Origin of the sequence: Maribacter sp. X9 (assembly GCF_048537565.1) — a bacterium.
Taxonomy (GTDB): Bacteria; Bacteroidota; Bacteroidia; order Flavobacteriales; family Flavobacteriaceae; genus Maribacter.
Genome location: NZ_CP183215.1, coordinates 71,946 through 87,270 on the forward strand (window position 1 = coordinate 71,946; position 15,325 = coordinate 87,270).

General features: G+C 30.6%; 14 protein-coding genes. 2 read left to right on the forward strand and 12 right to left on the reverse strand.

Annotated elements, in window-relative coordinates:
• The first annotated feature begins 12 nt into the window (after positions 1 to 12).
• Positions 13 to 867: a DUF6371 domain-containing protein gene (locus tag ACNR9Q_RS00285; protein ID WP_419212581.1), complete on the forward strand. Its 855-nt coding sequence runs from the start codon at positions 13 to 15 to the stop codon at positions 865 to 867.
• Positions 868 to 895: 28 nt separating this feature from the next.
• On the opposite strand, the gene ACNR9Q_RS00290 is transcribed toward ACNR9Q_RS00285, so the two are convergent.
• The 5 genes from ACNR9Q_RS00290 to ACNR9Q_RS00310 form a co-directional block, all read right to left on the reverse strand.
• Positions 896 to 1,336 carry a hypothetical protein gene (locus ACNR9Q_RS00290; protein ID WP_419212582.1) on the reverse strand — a complete coding sequence of 147 codons (441 nt, stop codon included), beginning with the start codon at positions 1,334 to 1,336 and terminating at the stop codon, positions 896 to 898.
• A gap of 4 nt (positions 1,337 to 1,340) precedes the next feature.
• Positions 1,341 to 1,817, reverse strand: coding sequence for a helix-turn-helix transcriptional regulator (locus ACNR9Q_RS00295; RefSeq protein WP_419212583.1), 477 nt, complete (start codon positions 1,815 to 1,817; stop codon positions 1,341 to 1,343).
• Positions 1,814 to 2,389, reverse strand: coding sequence for a hypothetical protein (locus ACNR9Q_RS00300; protein WP_419212584.1), 576 nt, complete (start codon positions 2,387 to 2,389; stop codon positions 1,814 to 1,816). Before ACNR9Q_RS00300 ends, ACNR9Q_RS00295 begins: the two co-directional genes overlap by 4 nt.
• A 327-nt stretch (positions 2,390 to 2,716) precedes the next feature.
• Positions 2,717 to 4,714, reverse strand: coding sequence for a hypothetical protein (locus ACNR9Q_RS00305; protein ID WP_419212585.1), 1,998 nt, complete (start codon positions 4,712 to 4,714; stop codon positions 2,717 to 2,719).
• Between the two features lie 139 nt (positions 4,715 to 4,853).
• Positions 4,854 to 6,251 (reverse strand): hypothetical protein, encoded by a 1,398-nt coding sequence (locus ACNR9Q_RS00310; RefSeq protein WP_419212586.1) that lies wholly within the window; start codon positions 6,249 to 6,251, stop codon positions 4,854 to 4,856.
• A 223-nt stretch (positions 6,252 to 6,474) separates the two neighbouring features.
• Between ACNR9Q_RS00310 and ACNR9Q_RS00315 the strand changes: the two genes are divergently transcribed.
• The gene (locus ACNR9Q_RS00315) at positions 6,475 to 7,317 is read left to right on the forward strand and encodes a hypothetical protein (protein ID WP_419212587.1); all 843 of its coding nucleotides are present in this window, start codon (positions 6,475 to 6,477) and stop codon (positions 7,315 to 7,317) included.
• A 39-nt stretch (positions 7,318 to 7,356) separates the two neighbouring features.
• Here ACNR9Q_RS00315 and ACNR9Q_RS00320 read toward each other — a convergent pair whose 3' ends face one another.
• The 7 genes from ACNR9Q_RS00320 to ACNR9Q_RS00350 all read right to left on the reverse strand — a co-directional run bounded on the left by ACNR9Q_RS00320 (position 7,357) and on the right by ACNR9Q_RS00350 (position 15,225).
• Positions 7,357 to 8,217: a hypothetical protein gene (locus ACNR9Q_RS00320; RefSeq protein ID WP_419212588.1), complete on the reverse strand. Its 861-nt coding sequence runs from the start codon at positions 8,215 to 8,217 to the stop codon at positions 7,357 to 7,359.
• 31 nt (positions 8,218 to 8,248) lie between these two features.
• Entirely contained in the window at positions 8,249 to 8,746 is a 498-nt protein-coding gene (locus ACNR9Q_RS00325) for a hypothetical protein (RefSeq protein ID WP_419212589.1), read from the reverse strand.
• 1 nt (position 8,747) lies between these two features.
• A complete protein-coding gene (locus ACNR9Q_RS00330) occupies positions 8,748 to 9,929 on the reverse strand; it encodes a hypothetical protein (protein WP_419212590.1) in 1,182 nt (393 codons plus the stop codon).
• Between the two features lie 284 nt (positions 9,930 to 10,213).
• Complete coding sequence (locus ACNR9Q_RS00335; RefSeq protein ID WP_419212591.1) at positions 10,214 to 12,223, reverse strand: N-6 DNA methylase; 2,010 nt, start codon at positions 12,221 to 12,223, stop codon at positions 10,214 to 10,216.
• A 48-nt stretch (positions 12,224 to 12,271) separates the two neighbouring features.
• Positions 12,272 to 13,243 carry a hypothetical protein gene (locus ACNR9Q_RS00340; protein ID WP_419212592.1) on the reverse strand — a complete coding sequence of 324 codons (972 nt, stop codon included), beginning with the start codon at positions 13,241 to 13,243 and terminating at the stop codon, positions 12,272 to 12,274.
• A gap of 567 nt (positions 13,244 to 13,810) precedes the next feature.
• Positions 13,811 to 14,086, reverse strand: coding sequence for a hypothetical protein (locus ACNR9Q_RS00345; protein WP_419212593.1), 276 nt, complete (start codon positions 14,084 to 14,086; stop codon positions 13,811 to 13,813).
• Between the two features lie 23 nt (positions 14,087 to 14,109).
• Entirely contained in the window at positions 14,110 to 15,225 is a 1,116-nt protein-coding gene (locus tag ACNR9Q_RS00350; protein WP_419212594.1) for an endonuclease/exonuclease/phosphatase family protein, read from the reverse strand.
• Positions 15,226 to 15,325: the final 100 nt, after the last annotated feature.

The window sequence follows — 15,325 nt, forward strand, 5'->3', positions numbered from 1 at the left end:
TAAAGAGAAGTTATGTACAAATTCAGTCTAGATAAATCAAGCAAAAAGTTCCAATGCCCAAATTGCACTAAAAGAACATTTGTATATTTTGTAGATAATGAAACCGGAAATTATCTCGAAGAAATATATGGTCGATGTGACCGTGAGAGCAAATGTGGTTACTTTAAATCCCCTACCCTTAAAAAATCAATTATAGCTCCATTTCAAAACATCATACCCAGACCTACCACATTTCTATGTGAAAATGTTATTGGAAAATACTGTAATAACTATGACAATAATAATTTCGTTCAATATTTATTGAAACACTTTCCCGAAAAAGATGTAATACAGGCCATAGAAATGTATTACATAGGAACCATCGGACATTGGGTAGGTTCAACTATTTTTTGGCAGATTGATAATCTTCATAATATACATACGGGTAAGGTTATGCTCTACAACCATAATACAGGCAAAAGAGTTAAAAAACCATATTCTCATATTAATTGGATGCATAACGTATTACGAATTGACTCGTTTGTATTACAACAATGCCTTTTTGGATTACACCTGATAGAAGACAATCCCATAAAAAAAACTATATGTATAGTAGAATCTGAGAAAACGGCCATAATTATGAGTATGATATTACCTAATTATCACTGGATGGCAACTGGTTCAAAGTCCAATTTAAAGCAGGAATTATTATTGCCAATAAAAGATTTTAAAATAATATTATACCCTGACAAAACCGAATTTATAGATTGGAATAACAAAATGAAATTACTAATAGAATCAGGTTTCAAAATGAAATGTAGCAACCTTTTAGAAACGATAGATATAGAAAAGGGAAGTGATTTAGTAGATTTTATTTTAGATAAATAATAACCTTAGAAACTAGAGTTGCATTTTTTTACCGTTCTGAATTTAATACGAAATCTTCTATAATCATATTTTTGACATCCATAGTTGGAAGTAAATATTGATTAAAAATCGTTCCTTCCGTTTTTGCATGTAATACCCCACGAGCAGATCCAATCATTAAAACGGCGAAATGGGTCGCTAAATCTTTTGTAATTAAAAATGAATTATCTGGTTGTTTGACTTTTTCAACAAAGTCATTTTTGTTAATTTCAAAAAAGCCTTCTAATTCTAGAATGAGAAATGGTTGATCTTTCTTTTTTTCAAAAGAAAATTTAGCCGTACAAGTTATAGTATGATCTTCTACATCAATACCATAACCAAGAGCAGTAATTAAATCTGTTTCACCAGTTTTTTTATGAGCAGCCTCAATTTGTGCAAATGAATTAGTATGTAAGCCTATAAATGCAAAACCAAGTTTATTATAGGTCATAACCTTAAATTTTTTCAGCCGTGTAGGCATATCTTTCAACACTTTCCAATGTAGTCTCTAAAATTGTATTTTTTGATGAACCAATGCTCTTACTGTAATCCGATTCAATATGTTTATGGCTTGATTTATGAACCAAAGTCATTATGGAATTTATTGTTTTAGATTGAATCTTATTTTTATTGATTATCGTTGGAGTAGAAATAGTAACCCCAAGAGCAACCCCAATCTTATCAATTGTTTCAAAAGTCAAATTGGCCTTTGCTCGAAGTATTTTATTAACCTGTTGTGCGCTAACATCCATTCTCTGAGCTAAATCCTTTTGGGTGATTTTATTGTCCTCTAAATAATCTAAAAGTTCTAATGCAAATTTTTGAGCTCGACTAATTTGCTTTCTATTAGTCCTATCTCTCTTTGAACGCTCTTTCCACTGCGATGCAGTTTTAGTTGCAATTTTATTAATATTTATACTCTTTTGTGTCATGTTCCGAAGTCTGTGGTGTCAGTGATGTTGTTTGTTTCTAGCCATTCAACTAAATAACTCATTTTTTCTAACTCTAATTTTAGAGCAGTACTATCATTCATTTTATCAACCAGTTTAATACCTGCGCCAGTAATAATAAGGCATTCATTACCTAACAGCACTCCATATAACCTAAGGATTGAATCATGATTATAAGTGTACATTTTACGCCTGCCTGGATCATTATACTTTTCTTTTTCTGATAATTCTTTAAAATTGTCAAATAGGACATCAAAACAATTTTCGCTTTGAGCTTGTTCTTTAATTTCAACTAATTTATCAAATAAATCACCTGTTTCCTCTAATACGTCATGTGCTAAATAAGTTAGGCTTACATTTTTATAATCTCCTTTTTTCCAACCTGAAGCTGTTGACTTAATGAAGTTACGAACAAAGAGGGGGTCTTGAAATTCATCTTGAATTTTATCAAGTTCTGTTTCATAGGTTTCCGATGTATTATAGAATGGGCAATTTACAAAGCGAGCTAGGTATATGCCTTTGGTTTGCTCATCAAATGTAGTAAATATTTCCATAAAATCAACCTATAGGTTTATTTTTGATGTAAAATTAACAATATATGTTGTGTATAATCTAAATCTTGGATGGGAGTTATAAACAATTAAGGCATAAAAATATTTCTATTTTGGGAAATTACACCCTCTTGATTTTGATAATTACTGTATAAATTAATATAACAAAAAATTTACTTCCCCAAACCTTCCCCAACACCACAAACCAAACAACATAAGAAAAGATTGGTCAACCATATATATTTTTTTAATGCCGAGAGAATGTCAAAAAGTTATTGAGATTCTTACAATTCATTCTTATTACTAAATATTTTAAATGGTAACGAATTATTATCTATTTAGAATTGCATTAATTTCTTCTTGTTTTTCCTTATCACTTGTTAGCTTTTCTATCTTAAACTTGACATTCTCACTTGGCTTTAAATTAATTCTAATGTTCAATTCATCTTTATATGCCATGAAGGGTTCATAAAGTTTATGAAAGGCTTTTGCAACTGCTCCTTGAAACATCAAAAGTTTTGGACGAACACTTTCATCTTTACTATTTGTCATAATATGTTGAGAAGCTATCCCTGGATATGGGTCAATATAAAAAATACTTTTAATACCCAATTGAAACGCCTTTTTCGAGCATAATTCACATGGACTTGCAGTTGTAAATAAGTTACCATCTTTTAGACCTTGTCCTCCATATTTCGTTATTTGTAGCATGGCATTTTCTTCTGCATGCAAAGATCTAGTATGAACCTGATTTTTTTCACCTTCGTAGGAATTATGAAAAGTCTTAAAACAAAATGAGCAATTCCTACCCTCTAAATCATCCAAGTTATTCTTAACCTTCTTGAAATCTTTTTCTATTTTTTGTTTGAAATTTTCATCGTCTTTGTAAGCACCATCATCACCTTTTTCAAAATCACTATAATGCTCATTATTATCGCCATTAATTAAATCCTCAACACTCCTTAAACTACATGGAATTTGAAACCTAGGTATATCATTCCATCCAACAGCTTTTATTGAAAAACTACTGTCTGTTACAACAGCACCTACCTGCCTAGAAATACATCCAGAATTAAGTTTGGCATTATAAGCAATTTGCATAATTCGTTCAAAAGCAGTGGGCATTACTATTCCTGGCTGCTGAATTAAAGCCATTAGTTTTATTAACTGATGATAAATCCCTAATTCAGTATAACCTTTTAACTCATTAATTAACTGCTTTTTTTGGGTAATACCTAAAATGCTACTCTCATTAACTCCTTTTTCATCAAGAACTTCTAGAGGATTAACAAAGTTTGAGAAAAATATATGAAAGTCACTTTTTTGAATACAATTTTCTATATCCGGCGAGGAAAAAGCACCTTTATTCACGTCATTCCCACGATACTCAATATCACTTAAATTTAAAAGATTTTTTGAATGTACATTTTCATATTTACTATCATACTTTTTTATAATTGATTCGGAAATGTAACCTTTTCGTTCAATTTCTGATTTATTAGTAGCTATAGTATAAAATGCTGAATATTTTTCTTTAAAAAACATTAACTCCAAACTATTTTTTAAAGAATCAATTACAATTTTGTTTTTAACGACCCCTTGATAGTATTTCCAATTCTTAATCAATCTATTTATAGTTTCTGCAACAGTGTAAATGTTAGATAGATTTTTATTGTCCTGACCTTCTTTTGTAAAACCAAATTGCCTCAAATTATTTGCTAAATCATGGGTTAGAGCTAATCTTTTAGTTAAATCCCAATCATTAATCTTTCCATAAAAGTTAGATGAAAAGACTTCGAATCCATTTTCAAAAAAAAATCTATTTAAATCTTTAGATTCTTTAAGTTTTAACAAACAATCCTTGAGTGATGAATACTTTGAATTCTTCTTTAGAAAATCATACCAATTAAAATCACTCTCATTGAGAAACGATTTAATAATTTCTATTATGGTAATATCTTGTTTACCAATACTTTTTATTTTTTGATGATTATTCCCAAATTGAGTTAAAATGTCAATAACATAATCTATAGCCTCTTTCTTGTTTTCAGAAAAACATACGGCCTCATAAAACAAATGAAAAAGCAAAACGTCTTTATAATGCAAAATCTTAAATTCACTCCAATTATTTTCATTCTGCAAGTATTTAATACAAATATTCAGTTTTAACTCATCTGTTTTACTGGTGTTTTTATTTACAAATTTTTCAAGTGATTTATTAAATTTCTTTTGCGATAATATTTCAGCAATTTGAGAACACCCTGCACCTGTTTTGCCAGTTAAACCAATAATTGTAAAATCCTTTCTAAGCGAATATAATTCCTTCATTTATTACTTTTTAATTGTTAAAACCCCATCAACAAATTTTTATTACCATTATCCGTAGGTAATTTCTCCACGAGCTCACCTTTAAATGCTTTATGCAAAATAGCTTGGCCTAAAGGGTTTAATTTCAATTATTAGGTTTTTAATTTATAAGATTACCAAACAAGAAACTCGCACTAATCCCAACAAGATAATTAGATTCAGTCAGAGTATTTACTTTCTTCCATTGTAACTCAAAATTCACTTTCGGCTTACCATCTTTATCCTTTAAACTAATTGGCACACCTAACTTCCAATTAAATTCGTCATATGTACCAACGTTTTTTTCAAAGGAAGGGCTAACTCCAATGTTTTTTGTAAAAAAATAGGTGAATTCCGCACCGAAACTAGGCGTTATAAATTCAGAATATTCCTTATAAACACTTTCTGTTGTCTCTAATTCAGAGCCATTTCCAAATATTTGTCTTTCCACAATTAGAGTTTCTGCGGTTAAATCCTCCAAAAGAATATTATTATTGTTTTGAACACTTATCTTGGGAGAAATGAACCATGACCTATTGTTAGAATATTTACGAAAGTAACTCCAACTTAAAGAAGCCCTCCAGGGAACGAAAGTTTCTGCTTTAAAGTTTCCGGAATTATCATTTATTAAAATATTATATGTAGTATTTGTTACGGGAAGGAATCCATCTAAAGATACCCAATCAGAGCTTATGAAGCTATAAGCTTTATTTTCCTTAATATATTTAATTTCATCCTCCGCGAGGCTTTGATAGAGACTAGCCCCTTTTTCCTTATAAATTTTGGATATATCTGGCTTATGTTTATATCCTCTCATCTGGTTTTGAATTGCTCGAATTGAATCCTCTTCTTTCGGTAAAGTTTTTACTTTGTACTCTTTTATTTTCCCTCTGTAATCTGCATATAATTTTTTTCTGTACGTTTCGATTAATGCTCGTCTGTTAAAAATTATATTATTGTTTCCATCCTTAACAGAAGAAAAATTTATAGCTCCTGCAATAAAATGAACTTTAGTAATATTAAATGATATACCTAAGTCACTTTTTTGATTGAAATCTCCATTTTCAAAAATTGATGCAAATTTATTTTTCGCCTTCACCTTGACACCAAAATTATAAACCATATTAAGTGGCCTAAGTGCATTTTTACCACGGCTATTAACTGTAAAACCTAGACTTAAGGATTTATCATCTGCACTTACCGAAGCAAAATACTCTTGAAGAGTCAAATTATCAGAATTATTAAAAAAACTACCAACCTCCTCTGCGAAAAGAATATTTAACATCTTATCATTAAAAATATAATTTTCATATTGAGCCTTTTTTTTGTTAATCAAATCTAGATTAGGATTTTCTACTGATTCAAGTTTTGTTATTTGTTTTAGCAAATTTTCCCTACCCTTATCTATTTCAACTTCATATGCCTCAATTACTTTTAAATCCCTACTGAAATCTTGAGAAAATAACGTTGCTGAAAAAATAAAGGTGATCATAAAAAAATGACTTTGTTTAGTTTTCATATGGTTGGTTTAGTAATTAAAAATCAATTCACATCTAAAATGCAAATAGGTCTTTTCGACAGTCATTTTTTTTGGGGGAGATAGAGTATTATAACCTTGTCATATCGTATTGACAATAGCTACTTAACTCAGCTATTAGATTTGAAACCTTCTAACTTTAATAAATGTAAGAAAATTTAACAATATTTACATTTTTGAATTTATTACAAAGCAGGTTAAAATTATGACCAAAGAAGAATACGAAAATTTTGCGAAAAAAAGTATATCGGTCTTAGTAGAAAGACTTGTAAATTACAACGGAGAAGAAAAATATATAACCTATTCTGACTTAGCTAACGAAATAGAATTCCCCTTACCACACAGAGGGAGTCAATTCGGGAAGTCTATTGGTGAGGTTTTGCGTGTTATGGGTCATTTATTCGACACCATTAGTGTCCCAAACTGGACAAGTCGTATTCCTTATATTCAAAGTATGGTTGTTGCTAAAAACACGAAGCAGCCTAGTGATGGTTTAAAGGAATTTTATCCAAAATTCCCTTATTTATCAAAAAATCAAAAAAAAGAATATTTAAAGAAAGAATATAACTTCATTTTTGAGTTTGGTACTAGATGGGAGTATATTCTTGAAGAGTTAAAAATAGCCACATTCACTCTTATCAATCCCAATAATAGACTATTTAATCCATACGGTAGTGAAGGTTCACCTGAACATAGAAAATTAAGAGACCACATTGCCAAAAACCCCCAACTCGTTGGTTTGAATTCAGATTTAGTTGGAATCACCGAATTCCTGCTAAAATCTGCTGATTGTATTGATGTACTATTTGATAATGAGAAAAGAGTATTGGGTGTCGAAGTGAAATCGGTAAGGTCTGGCGAAGACGATCTTTTACGTGGAGTTTTTCAATGTATTAAATATAGAGCAGTCCTAGAAGCAGAATCCATAATCAATAAAAAAGAAATAGAAATTGATTGTTATCTAATACACGAAAAAGATTTGCCAAAAAGGGTTGTTCAAACAGCACTTAAACTGTCAGTAAAAACCATAAAAGTTAAAGTCAATTAAAAATCTAACTTTTAGAACTAGAGGAGAAACATTCAAAATCTATAGCCCAAAATATTTTATGATGTTATTAAAACAATCAAAATCCTTTGATTCAAACTCTTCTTCCCTTTCTATTTTACCTTTTGCCAATGCCGGATGTACAGCACTATTTCTTAGTTTTTGAACATCTTTAAAATGTACCAAAGGAAAATCCAATATTTCTCTATCTACAAGATATGCTTCCGCTAAACCTATTATTGCTCCTAATGTTTTCTGATTAAGCAATTGTTCGCTTAAACCAACCTCCAATAAATAATTATGTAAAAATGTTTCTGCTATTGCTCCTGCCAATATTGCAGATGTCATAAAATTACCTTTTTTGAAATTATCTAAATATTGTTGGTAATATTGGTCCAATAAAATTCTAAATACGGAATCATTTGCATGTAATATGATTTCGTTGATTTTAGGATTTTTATTTCTTTTAGGCAATGCAATCTCAATCTTGTAAAATACCTCTTTCGGAATATAAGTAAAAATTGCACCAACCCCGTAACATAGAATATATTCCTTAACAGGTTTTTGATCTAAAAACCATAGAAGGTAATTTGGTGTTATAGCGCTATCTAATATCTCTAATTTTGTGTAAAAATCCTTACTTGTATATTCTTTTTGAGAGATGAAAATGTTTATGTCTGCAGTTGGTGAAGGCATATAACAAAGGTCACCAATTCCAATTTTATCGGTTTTAATAAAGTTAACTACATCAGAAAATAATTTTTTTCTATGTTTATTATATTTTCTATTTATGAGTAATCTGTATTTTTTTTCAGCCTGTTCTATAGCAATATTAAACTCTGAGGTAAGATTAAAATTTTCGATTTTTACATCTCTAAATTTTCTTGAGGTTATTTGCATCAAAAAAAGTTTTCAATTATAATTTATATCGGGCTCAAATTAAATCAAATGGATTTTGTGATAAGGTTCTATTAATTAGTCGATCAATCGTATTTTGATACCAATTAAGCGCTTGCTGAAAATTTGAATTGGGATTACCCGAATTAGCTCCACGCCTGGTAATTCTCGCTAACGGAATTTCTAAATGAAAATGCTTATCAATAATCTCCAATACACTTTGCCTTTGCCAGTTAATGTCCCTAATACTACAAATTACCACGTCCGGCTTATTTGCTGCTATATTAGTCCTCAGCAAGTTAATATTGTCCATATCATCTGTAGGTGAGTGTATTAATATATTAACTTGTTTTCCATTAACATCTACTCCTTGAAGTATAGCTGAAAAATCCTCAAAGGGATTTGTTGGTGGTGGAGAAGTAAAAGGATGTACGTTTATAACTGAAGAATACCTTGACGATAGAACTATAAAGAGACGAGCCATAGTCTCACTTTTTCCTGTATTTTGTTGCCCTCCAATTAATAAAAAAATCATTCTAGTTTAAATTTTTTGTTTGCCTAGTTATATAGTGTAATGCAACTTCTTCATTTTCCTCAATTGCTATTTCAACTGCTTTTTTTGCTACTTCCAAAAGGTGTAAACTTTCTTTTTCAAATTGGTGAGATTTCTTAATTTTTTCAGAAACTTCATTTCTTATTTTATCATCAAGTTTTGGAATGATTAAATTACCAACTGAAACATTTGTAATATGCCCAACAGTTTGAGCTATTGTCATTTCTCTCATTAATTGAGTTTGTCCAATAACAGAATTAATAATCATTAATACCAATTCTGAATCCATTTCAGAGTTTTCTTTTGGTGTTAAATGACAAACTCTTTGGTTTATATAAACGGATTCTTTTATTAACGAACCATAAAAGTATTTTATACCATCCATACCAATAACAATATCATTGGCTTTAGCTTTTTCAACTTTCTCAGCTTTTGCATAATCAGAATCTAATGTTGTTAAAGTTTCATTGTCAATATAACCTGGTTTACAATTTCTAATTCTTACAAATGGTTCGCCTTTTCCTTGTTCTTTGAAATACTTACTTTTCCAAGGGTAACCATTTCCGATATCAAACAACTCTTTAACTAGATAGTATTCTTTTTTCTTTAATTGGTCTATTAAAAATAATGGTTTTGGGTGGTAATATTCAGCATCTAATCTGGTAGTTGTAATTAAAGATTTTGTTAAACTTATTTCTTGGAAATTATTTGTTTGTATCGATTCAAAATCATCTAAAGAAATTTCTTTTAATAATGTTTCTTTAGCCGAAGAATATTCTTGTTTTGATTTATTGTTTAATCCCTCAAACTTTAGAATTAAAAGTTCTATTTTTTTTTGAAAATCATTTGAAATATTTGGTATATGAAAATTACGTATTACGTTGTAGTCAAGTGCTGGTCTAGTGACACCAACTATGTTCTTATCACTTTGTAATTTCCCGTGCTTGGAATTAAAAAAAGTAGAAAGAAAATAAGGGTTTAATCCTTCGTTTAATGTGATTTTTACAGAATGTTGGTTAATATTAGCACCTTCCAATTCTGCATTAACAGTTGAGCTTTTACCATATGAAACACCTGTTATTGTCAAAAGAACATCTTTCAATTTAAGCCTACTTCTTTTTATTTCTGCATCTTGTTTTTCATTAAGAAAGACAACATCTTTCAAATTGAAATAATTTTGCATTATATTTTGAACTCTTAAAAATGGAATGCCCTCTTCTTCATAATTTGCACCTAAAGGCGTTGCTCCACCAGATAGATACTTAATATATTTTGAAAGATGATTAAAACCTTTTCTATTAATTGCTTCCAGGTTTTTTATATATCTTTTCTGAAGATATTCACTATCAAATCTTCTTGAATGATTTTCAAATTCTAATGCAATTTTATTTATTATACTTATTTCAAGCCCTTCTAATAATCCCCGATATCGCGTCTCATCAAAAGGGCCTAGAGCTTTCCCACAAAAGACAGCTTTTCTTTTTTCGCAAATTCTATAAAGGCCTCGGCAATTCCATCCTTTGTTAAACCGTTATGATTATATAAATCGTGTTGCACATATTTATGTCCGTGTTGGTCCAATAAATCTTGGCCAAATTCATCTTTTACATAAATTTTATCACCACTATTATCTTTGCTCGGCTCTTGCATTGTTGCAAAAAAGATAGGATAATCCTCAACTTTTGGACATAATTCATCATCCCATTTTTGAACTAACAAAACAGACGTTTTTGTTCCTGTATGTGGTTTGAAAAAATTACCGTGAAAACCAACCACGGCTAGTATTCTACATTTCTCTGCTATATAATCTCGTATGTTTTTATCACTACTATTGTTAAATCGACCTTGTGGTAAAACAACAGCCATTCGGCCACCAGGTTTTAAGAAGTCTAAATTTCGTTCAATGAATAAAATATCTCTACCCACTTTGGTTTGGTATTTTCCATTTGGCTTTTTACCGAGTTCATATTTTGCTAAAATTCTACTCTCCTTAATGTCGCCTGCAAATGGTGGATTAGCCATTAATACGTCAAAATTGTAATCTCTATTTATGTAATTGGCGTTTTCTTTTGTTTCAGTTTTAATTTTTCTATGCTTTTTAATGTTTCTCCAACCATTGCCGTAAGTATCTAGCCATTGTTCGTCTTTGGTCTTTTCATCCCAACGTTCATAATCTAGTGTGTTTAAATGCAATACATTGGTTTGACCATCTCCTGCGATAAGATTTAAACAGCGAGCTACACGAACTGCCTTTTCATCAAAATCAATTGCAAAAACATTATTCTGAACATAATCTAAAACTCTAGGAATAGGCGGTTTTGTTGTCATCATCTCATCATCCGCAATTCCCAATTCTTTATGTATTTGATTTTTTACATAGAAAAATGAATGTACTGGAAAACCACAACTTCCCGCCGCTGTATCAATAACCGTTTCGTTCTCTTGCGGATTAAGCATTTTAACACACATATCAATACCGTAACGTGGCGTAAAGTACTGTCCTTTTTCTCCTTTACTACTTTTGTTTATAAGGTATTCGAAAGCCTCATCTACAACATCTAAGTTAGAATTGAAAAGTTTTACCTTTTCCAACGAACTTACACAAATTGAAAGGTGAGAAGGAGAAAGAGCAATTTTTGAATCTTCTGAAAAAACGCCTTCCCATTTTCTATTAGCATTATTAAATAGCAATTGAATTTTTTCTTTTAATTCCGATTCTGTGTCTCCATGGTTTCTAAATTCTAAATAACGAGAAGCGTTTCTTCCGCTTTCCATCTCGTCATACAGTTTGGTGAAAATGAGTTTAAATAATTCTTCAAATACATCAACACCGGCATTTGCAAGAACTTCATCTTCCATTTCCAAAATCAAATCTTTCAATGATTTTTTCTCGTTTACTAATTTGTCTTTATCGATGAGGTCTTGTAAAGTCCAAGGTTCATCCAATATCTCTGATAATTTTTGAGAAGCCTTTGGAATACTTGGTATATCCTCAAAATAATTAGGGTCTTTTCTATGGTAGAATGAGATTGAATCTCCATTACTCCAAATCCCAATTTGAGCACCAGTAGCATTACAATAGGAGTGTAGCTGCTCTTTTCCGTCCTTTAGTTTTGGCTTTTTTAATTCAACCATTATGTAGACAGCACGAGTATCTTGTTTGTCAAAAATTACAATGTCAGCTCTTTTCTTTTCACGTCCGAAACTTACGGAATACTCAATTTCCATTCTTTCAAAAGGGTAGTCATATTCTTCATTTAATTTTATTAAATAAAGTTGTCTAACAGCTTCTTCTGGTGTTAATTTTATGTCCTTATCACGAACTAAACAGTTTACGTAAGGAGTGTCAACCCCTCTTATTTCTTTTATGAAAAGATCATTTTCTAGTTTTTTAATTTGCTCTTGAGAGAACTGCGTAAGTTTATAATTGGAGTCTTTTAGTATTTCGGCTAGTTTCATTTATAATTTTGATCTAGTTGTTTTGTAATTCTATTATAGTGTCATTTTTTAAAACACATTGTCAAGTGAGTGTGCGTTTAAAATTCTATTTTTTGAAGAGTATCTAGGGCTTTGAGGTGCTTTTCCTTTATTTTTACCCAATACAACTTTTTTGATTTTCTCTGCTGGCTTAGAAAAGTAAAGTATATATTTATTAGTGTCTTGCCATTGTTCGATTGATTTTATTTCCGCTATATAAGTAATTGCAGAAATGGGTGCAACTTGGTACGTTGCTAAGTATTTAATCTTGGGTATCATGGAGGCATTCAATCTGATTGCGTACCAACAATGCTCTTTTAAGAATACATTATTAAAACCGTCTTCTCTTGCGGCAACTACAATTGTGTCAATTTCTGAAATGTCTATTTTTTCAGTATCCTCAACAACATCATTTAAAAATGGTTCAAATTGATATAGTGACTCCCCTTGTTTATTTTGATGTTTTTTAAGAGTGATAACTTCCACAGGAAATTTAAATTTGCTGATAAGTACAGTTTCTAATTCTTCACCGAGTTCATCGATTATTAAAAGCGCATTAAAGGAATTCGGTTTGTGTATGATGGATTCTAGAAGAAAATCTACGTTTTCAAAACCGTTCCTTTTAGCAAATTCTTCACACTTTTTCCATTGGTCTGGTCTTTTTTGAAGCATGCCTTTTACTACATTTTTCACCTTTACTTTAGAGGTTTCAAAGGATAGGGAGAATTCGAGTATTTGAACTGCTATGTGTTTTAGATGCTGATGACTAGCTAAATCATTTTCAACAACAAATATTTTAGGGTCTTGACTATTGGTTAAATCTATAAGATAACCGTCAGGCAAATTATTTGTCCCACCTATTTTTCCTATTTTCTTTTTGTCATCCAGATATATGCGTGATGTTCCAAATAAAGCCTCTTTTACTTCATTGACCGCTTCCTCTAGTTCGGCTTCCTTCTGAAAAGGTGTTTCTAAATACTTATCATTTTTGTTCCAAAGCATCTAGGCAATATTTAAATTATTTTTTAATAAAATTATGTAGTAATCTAAATTCGGAGGTATTGCGAAAATAAGGAAATGTGGAGACATTTAATTCTAGAGAATCAGATAACTATGAATGAATATTAAAATGATATTTATATCACCTTGAAAATTATGACTTAGACCGTGAAGGCTATAAAATATAATTGACTAATTAAATAAAACCATCCCGGATATTTACCGACCTTCAATAACACTACAAATTAAGGCCTTAGCCCTAACCTATTTAATTTTTCAAATTCACTAGAATTAAAAAAATCCATCCGACCAACTTCACCCGTGGCCAATGCTTATCTAATCTAAAATGCTAATACTTGTTATATATTCCCGATTGCAAATGAACATCTATAACTTGTTGGTCATTTTCAAAAGAATGACTAATATTTTTAACGTAAAACATTGAAACGCCCAATTTCCCTTCAAAAAAAGAAATATCTACACTTTCCCCAACTGTAAGTATAATTTGGAGATTTTCACATTTGAAAGAAGCATATTTTTTAAGGAACTCGGCAGTAAAGACAATTTCCGTTACATTAAAATCAAGAGATAACCATTGAACCTATCAACCAAGTTCAAATATAAATTTTTAATCTGCCTTCTTAATATATCAATTGAAATACCAGTTTCCTTTGAGATTTCTTTCAAAGAAGGTATGGATATTTCTTCATTTAAATAGTAATTTTTGGGATTTAGAAAAGCTAACAACTCACTATAATTGGCATTTCCTTTTACATATAAATTTGCCTGTAGCAAAATATAGATAAGGTCTATTAACATTTGTTTTAAGGATACCCGCCTATTCATGATTCACTAAAATTAAAATGTTTTCAAATATTAAAATCGGCCCATATCACATGGTGATCACTGGCCACATGAATTTCCTTTTCAATTGATTCATAAACCTCCCATTTTGGTTTTCTCTTACCGGGCCAAGCTCCTTTTCTGAATAATCCACTTGATTTAATCTTTTCAAAAAGTATGGGAGAAACAAGCATATAATCAATTTTATATTTATCTCCGCCTAAACCATAAGTTCCTTTTCCCTTATATTCTCCAGGGTCAAAGGATGGGTGTTCAGAAACATCTTTCAAATTAGTGTTTTCCAATAAAGGTATAAGTGGTTCACTATCGGGAGTGTCATTTAAATCGCCAAGAATAATTATATTTTTTTCTCCGTCAGATAATAATCCATTATAAATTTCAGCAGTTCTTGCTGCTTGTGTTTTTCTCTTAGCATCTGATGCGTTTTGATTAAAACCATATTTACTTTTAAAATGATTTGGTAGAACTATAACCTTTTCTCCGTTTGGTGTGAATATTTCATATTCTGGACAATCCCTACTGAATATAGTCTTACCGGTATCATCCAAATCATAAATATGACTTTTAACAGAATGGATTTTATATCCATTTTTACACATTACACCCACATCTATACCCCTTTGGTCGTTGCCATCAATTAGCATAACCTCCGAGTAAGGGCTCCCATTTACTGTTTTTATGGTGATATGACTAAACATATCTAATAAAATCCTGTTTTCCGCTTCAACCACAGCTAATATATCAGCATTCACATCCCTTATTACTCTTCCGGTATTTAAAATCGCTATTTCGTTAACTGGCTCAGTTTTCAATTCAACCCAACCTATCCAATCCTCTCTACCATTTGCAATTATTTCAATAGGCTTATCCTTTGGCCTTTTTGCCAATTTCCCTCTTATTTTTCTAATACATGCATATTTTCCAATATCAGATTTCTCGAATCCTAATAACTTAAAAAGTTGGACTATGTTTTCCTTATCAATATCTGAATAATTACTCTTTTCAAAAATGTTATTAAGTTCAGATACTCCGGTAATAATTGGATTACTAATTGTAGCCTTTTCGTTAAAGGCCTTGGCCCTATCGAAAAGATTTTCAACATTAAATGCAGCTATTTTCATACTTCAGTTTTTAAATAAGGGATATTAGTAATATCCAACGATTCTTACTTTGGGTCTTCACCGAAAGTCACTATGACAGTCTGAATGTTTTTGCGTATAA

Coding starts and splice junctions, on each gene's coding strand:
- ACNR9Q_RS00285 (WP_419212581.1), top strand. CDS start 13: ATGTACAAATTCAGTCTAGATAAATCAAGCAAAAAGTTCCAATGCCCA.
- ACNR9Q_RS00290 (WP_419212582.1), bottom strand. CDS start 1,336: ATGACCTATAATAAACTTGGTTTTGCATTTATAGGCTTACATACTAAT.
- ACNR9Q_RS00295 (WP_419212583.1), bottom strand. CDS start 1,817: ATGACACAAAAGAGTATAAATATTAATAAAATTGCAACTAAAACTGCA.
- ACNR9Q_RS00300 (WP_419212584.1), bottom strand. CDS start 2,389: ATGGAAATATTTACTACATTTGATGAGCAAACCAAAGGCATATACCTA.
- ACNR9Q_RS00305 (WP_419212585.1), bottom strand. CDS start 4,714: ATGAAGGAATTATATTCGCTTAGAAAGGATTTTACAATTATTGGTTTA.
- ACNR9Q_RS00310 (WP_419212586.1), bottom strand. CDS start 6,251: ATGAAAACTAAACAAAGTCATTTTTTTATGATCACCTTTATTTTTTCA.
- ACNR9Q_RS00315 (WP_419212587.1), top strand. CDS start 6,475: ATGACCAAAGAAGAATACGAAAATTTTGCGAAAAAAAGTATATCGGTC.
- ACNR9Q_RS00325 (WP_419212589.1), bottom strand. CDS start 8,746: ATGATTTTTTTATTAATTGGAGGGCAACAAAATACAGGAAAAAGTGAG.
- ACNR9Q_RS00335 (WP_419212591.1), bottom strand. CDS start 12,223: ATGAAACTAGCCGAAATACTAAAAGACTCCAATTATAAACTTACGCAG.
- ACNR9Q_RS00340 (WP_419212592.1), bottom strand. CDS start 13,243: ATGCTTTGGAACAAAAATGATAAGTATTTAGAAACACCTTTTCAGAAG.
- ACNR9Q_RS00345 (WP_419212593.1), bottom strand. CDS start 14,086: ATGAATAGGCGGGTATCCTTAAAACAAATGTTAATAGACCTTATCTAT.
- ACNR9Q_RS00350 (WP_419212594.1), bottom strand. CDS start 15,225: ATGAAAATAGCTGCATTTAATGTTGAAAATCTTTTCGATAGGGCCAAG.